Raw genomic sequence first — 17,771 nt, 5'->3', positions numbered from 1 at the left:
ATCTCAGGGGGGGAAGTTATGAAATTCAGCCATACTACACGTAGTGTTCTGATCGGTGCGGGCCTGATACTGGCAGGTCTGTCGCCCGCATTGTCGCAGGACCGCGAGGAAAGCCAGGGCATGGTGCTGCTGCGCGGGCTGCCGACGCTGGATACGAGTCACAGTATCGCAATCATTGAGCTGGACCCGGAGTCGGATCGGTTCGGAGAAATCCTCAGCGAAGTAGAACAGCCTGAGATGGAGCATCCCTTGCACCATCTGTATTACAGCCCGAATGGCAGGCTCTATGCCACGGGGCTTGATCCCTCGTGCAGCCTGGCCGAGGTCGGGTTGGCCCGCGATGCGGGCGGTGCGCCGGTGATTTCGGGCTTCACCTGTCTGGATACGCAGGGACAGATGGTGGGTGAAGACATCATGTGGGCCAATTCGAACGGTCAGGAATACATGTTCGTGACCTTCATGGGCGGAACCGGCGGCGATGATGGCGGTTCGGTGGGCGTTTTTGATCCACAGACGAATGAGGTCGTAAAAGTGATCGAAGCCCGCAAAAGCCAGGTGGGCGAAGGCGCGCCCTATATCATGTATCCGCATGGTATCTCGGCTTTTGAGGACCGCATGGTCGTGACGTCGACCGTGCATCCGGATCTGGCCACCGGTGTTGGCAACATGCTGACGATCATTGATCTGAACGCGCTGGAGCCCATTGAAAACATCTTGGTTGAGAAAGAAAAGCCGCTGGACTTTCCGTCCTCTCCGGTCGAGGTGCTGTTTGCCCGCCCGGGCATCCATCCAGATATCGAACCGGCCATTCTGGCCAATACAATGTTCGGGTTCGAGACGTGGAAAGTACCTTATGACGCCAGTTCCAAAAGTTTTGGTGAGGCCGAAGTGATCTATAGCGGTGTTGCCAATGAAACGGCTGTACCTCTGGAATTCTACGGCACCGAGGATGAGCTGTTCATCTCGCATGCCCTGCCGGGTGTGGTGAAACGCTATGAATTGGCCGCGTTGCCCGAGCTGGTGCCCAGCGGGCCGGATATCGTCGCCGATCCGGGGGCGCATCATATGATCTTTTTCACCTCGGCTTCGGGGCGCGATTTGATTGCCGTTCAGAACAATCTGCTGAATCTGGGCAACGGGGCTGAAGATGATCCGACCGATGTGGATTTCATTGCCGATCTGGCCAGCCATACGATCTCGGTTCATGATCTGGAGACCGGAGAGCGTCTGGCCACGATTGATTTCAAAGAGCGTTACAACAAGGGAGTGGATAACCTCGAAGGACTGTTCGGCTCGGGGTTTGTTCACCACCACTGACGGCCGTTGGGGGGGCGGAATGCGTTGGGTTGTGTTGATCCTGGCCGCCGCAGGGATTGCGGTGGCTGGTTGGATGGTCTGGGATCGGATGCGCGGCCTGACGGCAACGCCCATTGCCGACTTCTCAGCCCCTTTTGTGTTCGGGCGGTTTGCCGTTCCGCCCGACAACCCGCTGACGCAAGAGGCGTTCACGTTGGGCCGGCACCTGTTCTATGACCCCATCCTGTCGGGCAACAATGAGGTGTCCTGCGCAACCTGTCACGTGCAGGAATTGGCGTTTACCGATGGGCTGGCAAAGTCGCCGACATTGTCCGGGGGTGAGCTGGACTTTAGTTCGATGAGCCTCGCCAATTTGCTTTGGGGGCAGGAGAGGTTTTTCTGGAACGGCCGTGCGACCTCGTTGGAAGAGCAGGCTTTGATGCCGATCCAACATCCGGATGAGATGGGGCAGGATATCGATGCGCTGATGGAGGAGCTTCAGGCCTCAGGGTCTTATCGCAAGATGTTTCGTCAGGCCTATGGTGCGGTCACGCCTGAAAATACAGCCAAGGCGCTGGCGACTTTCATGCGGCTTTTGATCTCGTCAAACTCGAAATACGATCAATACCTACGGGGTGAGGTCCGGCTGACCGCGCAGGAAGAACATGGGCGCAAGCTGTTCATGGCGCATCCCGATACCAAGGTGTCCCTGCGGGGCGGCAATTGCATCGATTGCCACAGTCAGTTCCTGACCTCGGGCTTTCGCGATGCGCTGGACGGGTTTTCCAACAACGGGCTGGATCCGGATGAGACCTTGCCCGACGGTCTGATGGCGGTGACGGGCAACCCGGTGCATAAGGGGTTTTTCAAGGTTCCGACCCTGCGCAACATCGCCGTCACAGCTCCCTACATGCATGACGGTCGGTTCGACACGCTGGAGGATGTAATGGACCATTACAACGATGGTATCGTGGTCAGCGATACACTCAGCCCGTTGATCCTTGAGGCCGACAACGCGCCCGAGGCGGGGCAGGAAACGGTGGGCCTGCGTATGACGCCCGATGAAATCCAGGCCATCATCGCCTTCCTGCACACTCTGACGGATGAGGCATTTCTGACCAACCCGCAGTTTTCCAACCCGTTCGAGGGAGGGTCGTGATGCGTCCGATCATTGTAATTTCAGCCTTGGTGGTCCTGATCGCGGGGTGGTTCGTGCTGAACCCGAGGCAAAACAAAGCCACGCCGATCACGCTGACATTCCACGCCCAGATGGGGGATGAGCCTCTGATCTATGATCAATTCATCTATGATAATCCGGGCGGGCAGGGTCAGTTCAGGATTCGCGACTTCAGGTTCTACCTCAGCAACCTGTCTTTCGGGCACGGGGATGAGACCTATGCCGAACCCGAAAGTTATCATTTGCTGCGCTTTGACAATGCGGACAGCGCGCATTCGATCACCTTGCCTGCCGTGCCATTGCCATCGATTGAAACTGTGCGGTTCTTGATCGGTGTCGACCCGGCTGCGAACAGCTCGATTGAGGTGCGCGGGGACCTAGACCCCAACAGTCAGATGGCCTGGAATTGGGAGGTCGGGTACAAATTTGTCGTATTCGAAGGGGCGCTGCAAGTGGGTGGGGACGTGTCCCCCCTGGTCTATCACGTGGGGTTTTCCGAGAACGCGCGCGAGGTCGAGTTTTCAGTTCCGGCAGTGGTTTTGGCAGACGGAAAGCAAGAGGTTCATCTGACCGTCGATCTGGCGAAACTATTCGACAATGCGGCACAGATCGACATGCAGGCGCTGCCCTCGGTCAAGTTCAACCGCACTGATGCCGAGGTGCTGGCCAACAACTATGCCAACATGATCGCGCCGAGTTTCTGAGGGGGTTCAATCCACCTAAGGGTGGTGTTTCAGGAACATCGGGCCGCCGCGCCAGCGTGGAAAGCCATACCCGTTGACCATGACCACGTCGATATCATCGGGGCGGCGCGCTATGCCTTCCGTCAATAATGCCTGCGCCTCGGCCTGCATGGTGGACAGAATGCGCTGGACGATCTCGGTGTCGGATATCGGAGTGCGCGCGATCTTCTTGCGCGCGGATTCCGCGAGAACAAGGTTTTCCACCCATTGCGATGGGGTCGCTTTGTCGTCCGCGTAATCGTACCAACCTTGGCTAGCCTTGCGCCCGAAACGTCCCGCCTCACACAGCTTGTCGGCAATGTGAACATAGCGTTGGGCGGGGTCGCGGTTCGCAGCTTGGCTTTTGCGCTTGGCCCATCTGATGTCGAGGCCCGCAAGGTCCTGCATTTCAAACACCCCCATGGGAAAGCCAAAGTCGCGCATCGCCCGATCAACGTCCCAAGGCAGGGCGCCGTCTTCGACCATGTATTCGCATTCACGTCGATAGGCAGACATGATGCGGTTGCCGATAAACCCGTCACATACACCGGAGGGCACGGCGATCTTTCCAAGCTTACGCGACAGCGCAAACCCTGTGGCCACAACGGATAGGGCGGCACTGTCTGGGATGATGACCTCAACCAGTTTCATGATGTGGGCGGGTGAGAAAAAGTGCAGGCCGATCACACGTTCGGGGTGTCTGGTTTGGGCGGCCATGGCGCTGATATTCAGATAAGACGTGTTGCTGGCTAGAATGGCGTCGCGCCGGATATGCTTATCAAGCTCCTGAAAAACCTGCGCTTTCAGCTCCATGTCCTCGAATACAGCCTCGATGATCAGATCGGTTTCGATCAGAGCCTCGAATGTGGTCGTGGTTGATAAAGCGGCGGTCAGAGCCTCCTGCTTGCCTTGGTCAATCAGGCCGCGCTTTCTGCTGTTGTCTAGGATGGCTGTGATGCGATCTTGCCCGGCTGCACGGGCAGCTTCGTCCCGTTCAGCCAAGGTCACTGGCAGCCCTGCCAACAAGCAGGCGGCGGCGATTCCGGCTCCCATGGTGCCTCCACCAATCACGCCGATGCTTGTGAGCGGATGGGGTTCAATGTCCTTCAGTTCGGACAGTTTAGACGCTGATCTTTCAGCAAAGAAGATGTATCGCAAGGCCGCGCTTTGCGGGTCGGATTTCAGGGTCAAAAACGTCTCACGCTCTTGAAACAGAGCTTGATCCGCGGGCAGATCGAGCGCGGTTTGCACGGCCCTTGCTGCTGCGACAGGCGCATGTGCGCCGCGCGCTTTTGTGATGATGCGGGTCTTTGCTGCTTCCCAAGCTATTGGGTCTATAACTGGTTTGGCGTTCCGGTTCCGCAATGCAGTTCTAGGCCGAGCGTTTGCGGCCGACCGGGCCAGCGCACTGGCACAGGCCATCAGGTCACCGTCGGCGATATCGTCAATCAGACCTAGGTTCAGCGCCGCCGTAGCAGAGATCGGCTTACCGCTGGTCACCATGTTCAGCGCCTCAAGCGGGTCGATCAGGCGCGGTAGTCGAACGGTGCCGCCCGCGCCAGGGATCAGGCCCAGCGTTACCTCGGGCAGGCCAAACCTGGTGCTGCGCAGCGCCACGCGGTGACTGCACCCAAGCGCGATCTCAAGTCCACCGCCAAGGACAGAACCGTGCAGTGCCGCGACCCAGGGTTTTGTTGTGTCTTCAATTGCCTGGATGACGTCCGGCAGGTGGGGTTCCATTGGCGGCTTGTCAAACTCGCGTACATCCGCACCAGCAGTGAATGTCCGACCTTCAGCGCACAGTATGACGGCCTTGGCAGAGGTGTTCGCTTCGGTCTCGGCAATGGCTGCCAACAGCCCCGCGCGCACTGCCTGACTGGCTGCGTTCACAGGCGGGTTGTCGATCGTCACAACCGCCAAATCGTCCTTTGTTTCGACACGCACCACCATCCAGCCACCCGACGTTTTGGAGAATAATTGAAAGCGTAACTTCTCGCAAAAAAACTTCAAGCATAAAATATTTTAACTTGAAGGGATCAGCGACTCGGTCTAGCGTTTAAGGTATTCAGACGGATGAAGGGAAGTTTAGCGATGCGCATTGCTTGCCTTGGCGGCGGACCGGCGGGTCTTTATTTCGGGATTTCGATGAAGCTTCGAAATCCGGCGGCCGAGGTTGAGGTGATCGAGCGCAACCGACCCGATGACACCTTTGGCTGGGGCGTCGTTCTGTCCGATGAAACGTTGGACAATCTGGCGGTCAACGATCCGATCAGCGCTGAGAGAATTCGGGAACAGTTTGCCTATTGGGACGATGTGGCGCTGGTTCACAAAGGCCAGCGCACTGTGTCTGGCGGGCATGGGTTCTGCGGCATCGGGCGCAAGCAGCTGTTGCTGATCCTGCAGGCCCGCGCCCGCGAATTGGATGTGAAGATGCGGTTCGAAACCGAGGCTGCATCCGCCTTGGACTATATGGCCAACTATGACGTCGTCATTGCGTCGGACGGGCTGAATTCGAAAACCCGCGCCGAGTTTTCGGATGTGTTCAAACCGGATATCGACCAGCGCCTGTGTCAGTTTGTGTGGCTGGGAACGCACCAGAAATTCGACGACGCCTTTACCTTTATCTTCGAGAAGACCGATAAGGGCTGGGTTTGGGCCCATGCCTATCAATTCGATCCAGACACCGCGACTTTCATTGTCGAATGCACACAAGAGACATTCGATGCCTATGGCTTTGACAAGATGAGCCAGCAGGACTCGATTGCCGTTTGCCAAGACATCTTCAAGGATCATCTGGGCGGGCATGCTCTGATGACCAATGCCAACCATATCCGTGGCTCAGCCTGGCTGCGGTTTCCGCGCGTGCTGTGTGAGAAATGGAGCCACGACAACGTCGTTTTGCTGGGGGATGCTGCGGCTACGGCGCATTTCTCGATCGGGTCGGGAACCAAATTGGCGTTGGAAAGCGCGATTGCGCTGGCCGAGTATATCCACAGCGAAGACACGCTTGAGGCTGCCTTTGCCCGTTATGAAGACGAACGGCGGCTCGAAGTACTGCGACTGCAATCGGCGGCGCGGAACTCGGTTGAGTGGTTCGAGGATGTTGAACGCTATCTGGATCTGGATTCCGTGCAGCTGAACTATTCCATGCTGACCCGGTCGCAACGGATCAGCCATGAAAACCTGCGCGAACGCGATGCCGGGTGGCTGGGCCGGGCCGAGGCCTGGTTCATGGCGCAAGCGGGGGTCGGGATCAACGCTCCCGCCCGCGCGCCCATGTTTGCGCCATTCCGCCTGCGTGGGATGGAGTTGAAGAACCGGATCGTGGTCTCACCCATGGCACAGTACAAGGCTGTGGCTGGCTGCCCGACCGACTGGCATCTGATCCACTATGGCGAGCGCGCCAAGGGCGGGGCAGGGCTGGTCTATACCGAGATGACTTGTGTCAGTGCCGATGGTCGCATCTCGCCAGGTTGTCCCGGTCTGTATGCGCCCGAGCATGAGGCGGCATGGCGCCGCCTGACCGATTTCGTCCACACCGAGACCGACGCCAAGATTTGCTGCCAGATCGGTCATGCCGGGCGCAAAGGATCGACGCGCATCGGGTGGGAGGGCATGGATCAGCCGTTGGAGGAAGGCAACTGGTCCCTGATTTCCGCCTCGGCCATTGCGTGGTCAGACGACAACGCCATACCCAAAGCGATGGATCGGTGGGATATGGATCGCGTCATGGCTGAGTTCGCAGCAGCTGCCCAAATGGCTGATCGCGCCGGGTTCGACATGATAGAACTGCACGCGGCGCATGGGTATCTGATCTCTTCCTTCATCTCACCGCTGTCGAACACGCGCGACGACGACTATGGCGGCAGTCTGGAAAACCGCATGCGCTATCCGCTTGAGGTGTTCGCGGCCATGCGCGCGGTCTGGCCCGAGGCCAAGCCGATGGCAGTGCGTATATCGGCCAGTGACTGGGCGGGTGAAAACGGCATCACACCGGAAGAGGCCGTTGAGATCGCGGCGATGTTCGATGCGGCGGGGGCGGATATCGTGGATGTGTCCGCAGGCCAAACCTCGACACAGGCGCAGCCGGTTTATGGGCGGATGTTCCAGACCCCATTCTCGGACCGTATCCGCAATGAACGTGGCATCAAGACAATGGCAGTTGGCAATATCTACGAGGCCGACCACGTCAATTCGATCTTGATGGCCGGGCGCGCTGATCTGGTCTGTCTGGCCAGACCGCATCTGTACGACCCCTATTGGACCTTGCACGCAGCCACGGCGCTGGGCGACCGGCAGGAGATCTGGCCAAAACCCTATGAGGCCGGGCGCGATCAGGCCTGGCGACTGGCCGACCGCGACGCAGAAATGGCAGGTAAGGTATGAGTCACGTAGTCATATCAGGCGGTGGCACCGGGGTCGGTGCAGCGATTGCGAAGACGTTTGCTGAGGATGGCGTGGCGATCACTCTTTTAGGTCGGACCGAGGCTACCTTGCAACAGCAGGGCCTACCTTTCGAAGTCTGCGATGTGACCGACACGGTGCAAGTACAGGCCGCTTTCGAGTCCGCCCGCGCCCAACGCGGCCCGGTCACGGCGGTCATCGCCAACGCAGGCGCGGCGCATTCGGTGCCGTTTGTCAAAATGACGGCGGATGACCTGCGTGGCATGACCGAGGTCAACTTGATCGGTGTATTCAACGTCTGGCAGGCCGGGCTGGCAGACATGCAGACGGCGGGCGCTGGGCGTCTGGTCGCCATCGCCTCGACAGCGGGATTGAAAGGCTATCCTTACGTCTCTGGCTATTGCGCCGCGAAACACGGGGTTATCGGCCTTACCCGCGCGCTGGCAGTTGAACTGGCCCCGACCGGGATCACCGTCAACGCCGTTTGCCCCGGTTTTGTAGACACGCCGATGCTGGAACGTTCGATCGAAACCATCGTCGAAAAAACGGGGATGAGCGCAGAGGACGCCGCCGCCTCGCTTCACCGGGGCAACCCCCAACGCCGGTTTATCGAAACGGATGAGGTCGCCAGCGCAGTGAAATGGCTGTGCTCGGACGCTGCGAAATCCGTGAACGGACACACGCTCAGCCTTTCGGGAGGTGAAATATGACCCCGACTCTTGCACACCCCCCGCTTGAGGATGCCTCGAAAGAACGGCTACGCCTGTGGTTGCGACTGTTGAAAACCACCCGAGGTATCGAGGCTAAACTGCGTGAGAATTTCCGGGCCGAGTTCGACACGACCTTGCCCCGGTTCGACGTGATGGCAGCGCTCTCGCGCTTTGAGGGCGGCCTGAAAATGAGCGAGATTTCCGGCGTGCTGCGCGTCTCCAATGGCAACGTGACCGGGATCGTGGACCGGCTGGCTGACGATGGCCTGCTGGTGCGGGTGCCGGTGCCCGGAGACCGCCGCGCCCATCGTGTGTGTATGACTCAAAAGGGCCGCGCGGAATTCGCCCGCCAGGCTGCTGCGCATGAGGCATGGATCGCCGATATGCTGGGCCAATTCTCGGCCGAGGATGCAAGGACGCTCACCACCGAATTCAGCCTGCCGGAGGAGCCTAATGATCCGTGACGTCAAACATTTCCAGTGTGAGGTGCAGGACCGCGTTGCCACGGTCAGCTTGGACCGGCCTGAGCGGAAAAACCCGCTGACCTTCGACAGCTATGCCGAGCTGCGCGACTGGTTTCGCGATCTGGTCTATGTCGATGATGTGGACGCCGTGGTCTTTGCGTCGAATAGTGGCAATTTCAGCTCGGGTGGCGATGTGCATGACATCATCGGCCCGCTGACCCGCATGAATATGAAAGAGTTGTTGGCCTTTACCCGCATGACCGGCGATCTGGTCAAGGCGATGGTGAATTGCGGTAAGCCGGTGATTGCGGCGGTGGACGGTATCTGCGTTGGGGCTGGAGCGATCATCGCCATGGCATCCGATCTGCGTATCGCCACACCACAGGCGAAATGCGCCTTTCTGTTCACACGGGTTGGGCTGGCTGGTTGTGACATGGGAGCCTGTGCCATCTTGCCCCGTATCATCGGGCAGGGGCGGGCGGCAGAGCTGCTCTATACCGGGCGGTCTATGAGCGCCGAGGAGGGGCTTGGCTGGGGGTTCTACAACAGCGTGGTCGAGGCGGATCAGCTTGAGGGCGCGGCGCAGAACATGGCCCGGCGTATCTCTGCGGGGCCGAATTTCGCGCATATGATGACCAAAACCATGTTGGCGCAGGAATGGTCCATGTCGATCGAACAGGCCATCGAAGCCGAGGCACAAGCGCAGGCCATCTGCATGCAGTCCGGCGATTTTGAGCGTGCCTACAACGCCTTTGTCGCCAAAGAAAAACCAGAGTTCGAGGGGGATTGATGGCAGATCGCAGCTTCCTGTCATGGCCATTTTTTGAGCCACGCCACCGCAACTGGGCCGCGCGAGTCGAAGAGGTCGTGCAGGAGCTAAAGGTCGACCACGCGGACACGGATGCCGCCTGCCGCGCGCTGGTGCGTGACTTGGGCGCGGCGGGGCTGCTGCAGCCAACTGCGGATGAAGACGGCCAGTTGGATGTGCGGACTTTGTGTCTGACCCGGGAAATCCTTGCCCGGTATGATGGGTTAGCTGATTTTTCCTTTGCCATGCAGGGCCTTGGCACCGGTGCGATTTCCCTGTTCGGCTCACCCCAGCAAAAGGCCGAATGGTTGCCAAAAACGCGCAGCGGGCAGGCGATTTCAGCCTTTGCGCTGACCGAGCCACAGTCAGGATCGGATGTGGCGAATTCTACTATGACCGCAATACGAGATGGCGATCACTATGTTCTGAACGGCGAAAAGACTTGGATATCGAACGGGGGCCTTGCCGATGTCTACACACTGTTCGCCCGCTCGGGCGAGGCGCCGGGTGCTAAGGGATTGTCCGCCTTTGTGGTAACACCCGACTTGCCGGGGTTTGAGGTTGCCGAACAGCTGCACACCATCGCTCCGCATCCGCTGGCGACACTGCGGTTTTCTGATACGCGTATCCCAGAGTCGGCGATGATCGGCGCGCCCGGTGCCGGGTTTAAGATCGCCATGTCGGTGCTGGATGTGTTTCGCTCGACTGTGGCGGCCGCGGCGTTGGGGTTCGCCCGGCGCGCGTTGGATGAAGCGTTGACGCGGGTCAGTACCCGGCATGTGCAAGGCGCGCCGCTGTTCGATCTGCAGATGGTGCAAGGTCACATCGCCGATATGGCGCTGGACGTCGATGCGGCGGCGCTGCTGGTCTACCGCGCCGCCTGGACCAAAGACAGTGGGGCACCACGGATCACACGTGAGGCCGCAATGGCCAAGCTTTTTGCCACCGACCACGCGCAGCAGGTCATCGACAAGGCGGTACAGCTGTTCGGCGGTGATGGTGTCCGATCGGGCATGCCGGTCGAGGCGCTGTACCGTGAAATCCGGGCGTTGCGCATCTACGAGGGTGCCTCGGACGTTCAGAAAGTGGTCATCGCCCGTCAGGCAATGGCCGCGCATAGGGAGGGGAAGTGATGTTGGGACCGTCCGCACATATCGATACGTTCAGCCGCGATAGCTTGCCGTCCGAGGAGCAGTGGCCAGATTTTCTGTTGGACGGGTTCGACTATCCCGACTTTCTAAATGCTGCGTATGAGCTGACCGATGCGATGGTGGACAAGGGGTTTGGCGACAATATCGCGCTGATCGGAAACGGGCGGCAGAGGACCTATAAAGAGCTGACCGACTGGACCAACCGTCTGGCGCACGTGCTGGTCGAAGATCTGGGGGTACAGCCCGGTAACCGGGTGTTAATCCGTTCGGCAAATAACCCGGCCATGGTGGCCTGCTGGCTGGCCGCGACCAAGGCTGGGGCCGTAGTCGTCAACACCATGCCCATGCTGCGGGCGGGAGAGTTGACCAAACATGTGGACAAGGCCGAGATCCAGTTCGCCCTCTGCGACACACGTTTGATGGAGGAAATGGAAACCTGCGCACAGGATAGCCGGTTCCTAGAGCGCGTCGTGGGGTTCGACGGCACCTCAAACCACGATGCCGAACTTGATCGTCTGGCGCTGGAAAAACCGGTTCAGTTCGAATGCGTGCAAACGGGTCGCGATGACGTTGCCCTTCTGGGATTCACCTCAGGTTCGACCGGAGAGCCCAAGGCCACGATGCACTTTCACCGCGATCTGATGATCATCGCCGATGGTTATGCGCGCGAGGTTCTGAACGTGCAGCCTGAGGACGTCTTTGTCGGGTCCCCTCCACTGGCATTCACTTTCGGGCTGGGTGGACTGGCGGTGTTTCCACTGCGATTTGGGGCAACGGCGACCTTGCTGGAACAAGCCTCTCCCTCCGGTATGATCGAGATCATCGAGAAGTATAAAGCCACCGTCTGTTTCACAGCTCCAACCGCCTATCGGGTCATGTTGCAAGCGATGGAGGACGGGGCCGATCTGTCCAGCCTGCGCGCGGCCGTTTCGGCGGGCGAGACGTTGCCCAAACCTGTCTATGACGACTGGATTGCACGTACAGGCAAGCCGATGCTCGATGGCATCGGGGCCACGGAATTGCTGCATATCTTCATCTCAAACCGGTTCGACGATCACCGGCCCGCTTGCACCGGAAGGCCGGTCAAAGGGTACGAAGCGAAGGTTTTGAACCGCGACGGGACCGAGGCCAAAACGGGTGACATCGGCCGGTTGGCGGTGCGAGGCCCGACCGGCTGCCGATATCTGAATGATGATCGTCAAAAGGATTATGTTCACGACGGCTGGAACATCACCGGCGACAGTTTCTATCAGGACGAGGGCGGCTATTTCCATTTCGCGGCACGCAATGACGATATGATCGTCTCGGCCGGGTACAATATCGCAGGCCCCGAGGTCGAAGCCGCGCTGCTGGCGCACGAGGCCGTGCTGGAATGCGCCGTGATCGGTGCCCCAGACCCGGATCGGGGCGAAATTGTCGAGGCGCATGTCGTGTTGACCGAAGGTGCTGTGGCAGAGGATACCCTGCGCGAGGCGCTGCAGACACACGTCAAATCCGTCATTGCGCCCTACAAATACCCACGCTCGATCCGGTTCTGCGACGCGTTGCCAAAGACTGCGACGGGAAAAATTCAGCGGTTCAGGTTGAAATCCCCCTCGACGAACGGGGCGTGATCAGTGTGAATAGCGGCATAACAAAAAAGAACGCCCTGTCAGGGGCATAGGCTGAACGCGGGGAAGATTGGCAAAAGGCGCGTTCGAAAGACCAACGAAGGGAGATGAAGATGAAAAAGTTTCTAGCGGCCGCTGCGGTTTCCGCGCTGTGCGCCACCGGTGCGGTGGCCGAGGTCAAGGTCGGGATGATCACCACGCTGTCTGGCGGCGGGGCCGGGTTGGGCATCGATGTGCGGGACGGGTTCATGCTGGCCATCGCGCAATCGGGCCGCGACGATATTGAGGTTGTAATCGAAGACGACCAGCGCAAGCCCGACATCGCCGTGCAGTTGTCGGACAAGATGATCCAATCCGAACGGGTCGATGTGATGACCGGTATCATCTGGTCCAACCTTGCCATGGCGGTTGTGCCTGCGGCTGTGAACCAGAATGTGTTCTATTTGTCGCCCAATGCGGGCCCGTCTCCCTTGGCCGGGAAAGGTTGCCATCAGAACTATTTCAACGTCGCCTGGCAGAACGACAACCTGCACGAGGCCGCCGGGGCCTATGCCAACGGTGCAGGCTACAAGAACAGCTTTATCTTGGCCCCAAACTATCCGGCTGGTGTGGATGCTCTGACAGGCTACAAACGGTTCTTCGAAGGTGATCTGGCCGGTGAAATTTATACCGAACTGGGACAGACCGACTATGCCGCCGAGATTGCTCAGATCCGAGCCAGCGATGCGGATAGCGTGTTCTTCTTCCTGCCGGGCGGTATGGGGATTTCCTTCCTCAAGCAATATGCCGACAGTGGGATCGACCTGCCCGTGGTCGGTCCGGCCTTCAGCTTTGATCAGGGCATCCTGCAGGCGGTTGGTGATGCGGCAATGGGGGTGGTGAACACGTCACAGTGGAACAAGGACATCGACAACCCAACCAACGCGGCGTTTGTGGAAAGCTTTCAGGCGGAATATGGACGTTTGCCTTCGCTTTATGCCAGCCAGGGGTTCGACACCGCCAATTTGCTGCTGTCGGCGCTGGACAAGGCCGACCCGTCAGATGCCGATGCTTTCCGTGAGGCGCTGCGGGCCGCTGAGTTCGACAGTACCCGCGGTGATTTCAGCTTTGGCCCGAACCATCATCCAGTTCAGACCATCTATGCGCGTGAAGTGATCAAGGAAGGTGATGTATTCACCAACAAGATCCTCGGCGTTGCGCTGGAAAACCACTCTGACGCTTATGCGGCCGAGTGCAAAATGTAACTGACCCTCTGCCTGCCCCCGATTGCGGGGCGGGCAGGCCACCGGAGTTCCCATGTCCTCGATCCTGATTATCGAGCAGATCCTTAACGGGCTGCAGTTCGGTGTGATGCTGTTCCTGATGGCGGCTGGCCTGACGCTGATTTTCGGCGTGATGGGTCTTATCAATCTGGCCCATGGCTCGCTGTATATGGTGGGGGCTTTTGCGGCGGCGGCTGTGGCGGGCGCAACTGGGTCTTTCCTGCTGGCGCTGGTTGCCGCCCTGGCCGCCGCAGCGCTGGCCGGAGCGATTGTCGAGATGGTGGTGATCCGGCGATTGTATAACGCGCCGCATCTGGATCAGGTGCTGGCCACCTTTGCGCTGATCCTGATCTTTTCCGAAGGAACACGCTGGGTTTTTGGCTCTTTCCCGCTGTTTTTGGACATTCCCGACGCGCTGTCGGGGCCTGTGACCTTGCCCGGCGGTATCGAATACCCGCTGTATCGTCTGACCCTGATTGGCATCGGGCTAGCCGTGGCTGTGGGTCTTTGGGCGCTGATTGAACGCACCCGTCTAGGCATTCAAATACGAGCGGGAGAGAATGATCGTGAGATGATCGCGGCACTGGGCGTCGATATCTCGAAACTCTACACGCTGGTTTTTGCGTTGGGCGCGGCGCTGGCCGGATTGGCTGGCGCTTTGGTCGGGGCGATTCAATCGGTTCAGGTCGGGATGGGAGAACCGGTGCTGATCCTGGCCTTTGTGGTCATTGTCATCGGCGGGATCGGTTCAGTTCGTGGTGCCTTTATCGGCGCGCTGCTGGTCGGGCTGACCGACACGCTGGGCGGGGTGTTCCTGCCCGAATTGTTCAAGCTGTTCATGGACAATGGCGCGGCACAGAAAAGCGGCTCGGCGCTGGCCTCGATGGGGATTTATGTGCTGATGGGGCTGGTGCTGATCTGGCGACCTACTGGCTTGTTCGGAGCACGCGCATGAGGTTGAATGAGAAATACCTCAATGCCGCGATGATCTTGGGCCTGCTGGTGTTGCCGCTTTGGGCCGTTGTGGCTGATCAACCCTTTACGATCACATTGGTGACGCGGGCGGTGATCCTTGCGCTGGCGGCGGTGGGGTTGAACATCATCCTTGGGATCGGTGGCATGGTCAGCTTTGGGCATGCCGTGTTCTTTGGGATCGGAGGGTACGCGATGGGCATCCTTGCCTATCACGCGCAGACCTACACGGCGCTTGATCTGGGACTATTCACCACCGATGGCACCAAAGCTATGCCGGTGATCTGGCTGGTGGCGATGATCCTTTCAGGGATGGTGGCGTTCTTTATCGGGCTGCTGTCGCTGCGCACGTCCGGGGTGTATTTCATCATGATCACGCTCGCCTTTGGGCAGATGTTTTTCTACTTCGCGATCTCCTGGGCGCAGTACGGGGGTGAAGATGGGCTGTCGATCTATGTCCGCAACGACTTTCCTGGTCTGAACACACTAGCACCGATCCAGTTCTATGGCATCTGTTTCACGCTGCTTTGTGTGGTGTTATTTCTGTTCGCCCGCCTTCAGGGCTCACCCTTCGGATTGGCGCTGAACGCGGCGCGTCAGACGCCCACTCGGGTTGAGACCGTGGGCCTGAACCCGATGCGGTTGAAGCTGTTGGCCTTTGTCCTTTCGGGGGCAATCACCGGGTTGGCAGGCGCGCTGTTTGCAGACCTGAACCGCTTTGTCTCCCCCACGATGTTCAGTTGGCAATTGTCGGGCGAATTGATCGTGCTGATCATCATCGGAGGGGTGGGGCGCTTGATGGGGCCGGTCATCGGGGCCTGCGTCTTTGTCGCGTTGGAACATTTCTTGGGCGAGCTTACTGACTTCTGGCACGTCTACCTGGGCGTGGTCCTGCTGTGTATTGTGCTGTTCGGGCGCGGGGGGCTGATCGGTCTGCTGACCGGGAAAGAGGGGGCACATGTCTGATCCCGTCCTTTCCACGCTGAACCTGAACAAAAGCTTTGGCGCACTCAAGGCCACGGACGACGTGTCGATTGACCTGATACCCGGCGAAATCCATGCGATCATCGGCCCAAACGGGGCGGGAAAATCGACGCTGATCCAACAGATTTGCGGTGGGTTGCAGTCAGATTCCGGGCGTGTCCTGCTGAATGGTCAAGATGTCTCGGGGCATAGCACGCAAGCACGGGCGCGGGCCGGGCTGGGGCGCACCTTTCAGATTTCCCAATTGTGCATGGAAGATACTGTTCTGGAAAACGCCGTGCTGGGCGCGATGGGGGCCGAGCATGTGGCTTGGCGGTTCTGGCGACCTGCCTTGAAACGACCCGCGCTGCGCGAACGGGCCGAGGCAGCGTTGGAGCGCGTGGGCCTCAGCGATGACCGCGATACGCGCTGTGCTAACCTCAGCCATGGTCAGCGGCGGCAATTGGAGGTTGCAGTTGCTTTGACCTTGTCCCCCAAAGCCTTTGTGATGGACGAGCCAATGGCCGGGCTTGGTGCCGGAGGGTCGAAACGACTGACGGGTTTTCTTGACGGGCTGAGGCAGGAAGCGCCCATTTTGCTGGTCGAGCACGACATGGACGCGGTTTTTGCGTTGGCCGATCGGATCAGCGTGCTGGTCTATGGCAAGGTCATCGCCACGGGCACGGCGGACGAAATCCGCACCAGCCGCGAGGTGCGCGACGCCTATCTGGGGGACGAGGCATGAGTCTGCTGCGGATAGAAAACCTCAGCGCCTCTTACGGTGTCAGTCAGGCCCTGTTTGGTGCGGATCTTGAGATTGCGCAGGGTGAGGTCACTGCCCTGATGGGGCGGAACGGGATGGGTAAGACCACCACGGTAAAGGCCATTTGCCGGATGATCCGGTCAGACGGCACGCTAACGCTGGACGGTCAGGACCTGCATGCGCTGCCCAGTCACAAGGTCGCGCGCAAAGGCGTGGGGCTGGTGCCCGAAGGCCGCCGCTGTTTTGCCGACCTGACTGTGCGTGAAAACTTGATTGCGGCGGCACGCCCAGGGGATTGGACCCTGCGTGGTGTGACCGAGTTGTTTCCCCGGTTGGGTGAACGGCAGGGGCAACGGGCGGTTTCCCTGTCGGGAGGAGAGCAGCAGATGCTGGCGATAGGCCGCGCGCTGATGACTAACCCCCGACTGCTGATCCTGGATGAGGCCACCGAGGGGCTTGCCCCGATCGTCCGGCAGGAAATCTGGGCAGCGCTGCACCGCCTGCGGCAAGAGACCAACGTGGCGATCCTGCTGATCGACAAATCGTTAAAGGAGTTGGCGGCTGTGTCCGACAAAGCAGTCATTCTGGAGCGGGGCCGCACCGTCTGGACCGGTGCCATCACTGACCTGACCCCTGAAATTTCCGAAAAATATGTGGGGGTCTGATGGCGTTTGAGTTTCATCAAAAAGTCTTGTTCAAACATTGCGACCCTGCCGGGATCGTGTTCTTTCCGCGTTACTTCGAGATGATCAATGATTGCGTCGAGGCGTTCTTTGATCAGGGTTTGAACGCGCCGTTCCACGATCTGCATCGCGCAGGTGCTGTACCAACTGTTCAGATCCAGACCCAGTTTCCCGCACCCAGCCGCCATGGAGACCAATTGGTTTTCCAACTTGAAATCACACAGATCGGCAACAGCTCGGCGGGGTACACGATGACCGCCCGTTGTAGGGACGAGGTGCGGCTGACAACTTTGGCGACATTGGTCCACGTCAACGCCGATGGCCGCCCCGAGGCGTGGCCAGATACCATCCGCAGCAAGCTAAAAACATTCAGAAAGGACGCGACATGAGCCACAAGATCATTCAGCCCGACGGCTGGCTTCCGGCCAAAGGCTATGCGAACGGCGTTCTGACTAAGGACGGAACCTTGCATATTGGCGGCCAGATCGGATGGGACGCGAACAAGGAATTCGTCAACGGCGGCTTTATTGGCCAGATGAAACAGGCCCTGCAAAATATCGTGGACATTGTCGAAGCCGCAGGTGGTGAGGTAACCGACGTGACCCGCTTGACCTGGTTTGTCATCGACAAAAGCGAATACCTGGCAAAACAGGCCGAAGTCGGCGCAGCCTACCGAGAGGTGTTTGGCAGGCACTTCCCCGCCATGTCGATGATCATCGTTGCCGGTTTGGTCGAAGACGAAGCCATGGTTGAGATTGAGGCCACAGCGCATCTGTCGTAACCACG

At 59.2% G+C, this 17,771-nt stretch carries 17 protein-coding genes; 16 read left to right on the top strand and 1 reads right to left on the bottom strand.

Translation table 11 applies throughout. The annotated features are described in order from the left end of the window. The first annotated feature begins 18 nt into the window (after nt 1–18). From GOX21_RS13915 to GOX21_RS13905, 3 genes are read left to right on the top strand one after another with little or no spacing between them, the layout of a single operon-like run. Entirely contained in the window at nt 19–1,317 is a 1,299-nt protein-coding gene (locus tag GOX21_RS13915; RefSeq protein WP_170377969.1) for a hypothetical protein, read from the top strand. 19 nt (nt 1,318–1,336) lie between these two features. Then, nucleotides 1,337–2,455, top strand: a complete 1,119-nt coding sequence (locus GOX21_RS13910) for a cytochrome-c peroxidase (protein WP_170377968.1) — start codon at nt 1,337–1,339, stop codon at nt 2,453–2,455. After that, nucleotides 2,455–3,177, top strand: coding sequence for an MbnP family protein (locus GOX21_RS13905; protein ID WP_170377966.1), 723 nt, complete (start codon nt 2,455–2,457; stop codon nt 3,175–3,177). Before GOX21_RS13910 ends, GOX21_RS13905 begins: the two co-directional genes overlap by 1 nt. A gap of 15 nt (nt 3,178–3,192) precedes the next feature. Here the strand turns inward: GOX21_RS13905 and GOX21_RS13900 are convergent, their stop codons facing one another. Beyond that, nucleotides 3,193–5,145, bottom strand: a complete 1,953-nt coding sequence (locus GOX21_RS13900) for a 3-hydroxyacyl-CoA dehydrogenase NAD-binding domain-containing protein (RefSeq protein ID WP_170377964.1) — start codon at nt 5,143–5,145, stop codon at nt 3,193–3,195. A gap of 141 nt (nt 5,146–5,286) precedes the next feature. Here GOX21_RS13900 and GOX21_RS13895 point away from each other — a divergent pair, with 141 nt between their 5' ends. The 13 genes from GOX21_RS13895 (at nt 5,287) to GOX21_RS13835 (ending at nt 17,766) form a co-directional block, all read left to right on the top strand. Then, nucleotides 5,287–7,581, top strand: coding sequence for a bifunctional salicylyl-CoA 5-hydroxylase/oxidoreductase (locus GOX21_RS13895; RefSeq protein WP_170378162.1), 2,295 nt, complete (start codon nt 5,287–5,289; stop codon nt 7,579–7,581). Beyond that, entirely contained in the window at nt 7,578–8,309 is a 732-nt protein-coding gene (locus tag GOX21_RS13890; protein ID WP_170377962.1) for an SDR family NAD(P)-dependent oxidoreductase, read from the top strand. Before GOX21_RS13895 ends, GOX21_RS13890 begins: the two co-directional genes overlap by 4 nt. After that, the gene (locus tag GOX21_RS13885) at nt 8,306–8,773 is read left to right on the top strand and encodes a MarR family winged helix-turn-helix transcriptional regulator (RefSeq protein WP_170350925.1); all 468 of its coding nucleotides are present in this window, start codon (nt 8,306–8,308) and stop codon (nt 8,771–8,773) included. Before GOX21_RS13890 ends, GOX21_RS13885 begins: the two co-directional genes overlap by 4 nt. After that, nucleotides 8,763–9,563, top strand: coding sequence for an enoyl-CoA hydratase family protein (locus GOX21_RS13880; RefSeq protein ID WP_170350926.1), 801 nt, complete (start codon nt 8,763–8,765; stop codon nt 9,561–9,563). Before GOX21_RS13885 ends, GOX21_RS13880 begins: the two co-directional genes overlap by 11 nt. Continuing rightward, a complete protein-coding gene (locus tag GOX21_RS13875) occupies nt 9,563–10,714 on the top strand; it encodes an acyl-CoA dehydrogenase family protein (RefSeq protein ID WP_170377960.1) in 1,152 nt (383 codons plus the stop codon). Before GOX21_RS13880 ends, GOX21_RS13875 begins: the two co-directional genes overlap by 1 nt. Further along, on the top strand, nt 10,714–12,345 hold the full coding sequence (locus tag GOX21_RS13870; RefSeq protein WP_170377958.1) for an AMP-binding protein: 1,632 nt from the start codon (nt 10,714–10,716) through the stop codon (nt 12,343–12,345). Before GOX21_RS13875 ends, GOX21_RS13870 begins: the two co-directional genes overlap by 1 nt. Nucleotides 12,346–12,455: 110 nt before the next feature. Continuing rightward, entirely contained in the window at nt 12,456–13,586 is a 1,131-nt protein-coding gene (locus GOX21_RS13865) for an ABC transporter substrate-binding protein (RefSeq protein ID WP_254428557.1), read from the top strand. Nucleotides 13,587–13,638: 52 nt separating this feature from the next. Beyond that, nucleotides 13,639–14,559 carry a branched-chain amino acid ABC transporter permease gene (locus GOX21_RS13860; RefSeq protein WP_170377956.1) on the top strand — a complete coding sequence of 307 codons (921 nt, stop codon included), beginning with the start codon at nt 13,639–13,641 and terminating at the stop codon, nt 14,557–14,559. After that, nucleotides 14,556–15,542 (top strand): branched-chain amino acid ABC transporter permease, encoded by a 987-nt coding sequence (locus tag GOX21_RS13855; protein WP_170377954.1) that lies wholly within the window; start codon nt 14,556–14,558, stop codon nt 15,540–15,542. The genes GOX21_RS13860 and GOX21_RS13855 overlap by 4 nt, the downstream gene beginning before the upstream one ends. After that, nucleotides 15,535–16,284 (top strand): ABC transporter ATP-binding protein, encoded by a 750-nt coding sequence (locus tag GOX21_RS13850; protein WP_170377952.1) that lies wholly within the window; start codon nt 15,535–15,537, stop codon nt 16,282–16,284. The genes GOX21_RS13855 and GOX21_RS13850 overlap by 8 nt, the downstream gene beginning before the upstream one ends. Next, nucleotides 16,281–16,967, top strand: coding sequence for an ABC transporter ATP-binding protein (locus GOX21_RS13845; RefSeq protein WP_170377950.1), 687 nt, complete (start codon nt 16,281–16,283; stop codon nt 16,965–16,967). Before GOX21_RS13850 ends, GOX21_RS13845 begins: the two co-directional genes overlap by 4 nt. Further along, nucleotides 16,967–17,374 (top strand): acyl-CoA thioesterase, encoded by a 408-nt coding sequence (locus GOX21_RS13840; protein ID WP_170377948.1) that lies wholly within the window; start codon nt 16,967–16,969, stop codon nt 17,372–17,374. The genes GOX21_RS13845 and GOX21_RS13840 overlap by 1 nt, the downstream gene beginning before the upstream one ends. Continuing rightward, complete coding sequence (locus GOX21_RS13835) at nt 17,371–17,766, top strand: RidA family protein (RefSeq protein WP_170377946.1); 396 nt, start codon at nt 17,371–17,373, stop codon at nt 17,764–17,766. The genes GOX21_RS13840 and GOX21_RS13835 overlap by 4 nt, the downstream gene beginning before the upstream one ends. Nucleotides 17,767–17,771 lie beyond the last annotated feature (5 nt).

Origin of the sequence: Ruegeria atlantica, assembly GCF_013032005.1 — a bacterium.
GTDB lineage: Bacteria > Pseudomonadota > Alphaproteobacteria > Rhodobacterales > Rhodobacteraceae > Ruegeria > Ruegeria atlantica_A.
The sequence above is the reverse complement of the archived record's forward strand: the minus strand, read 5'-3'. Positions and strand labels throughout refer to the sequence as shown.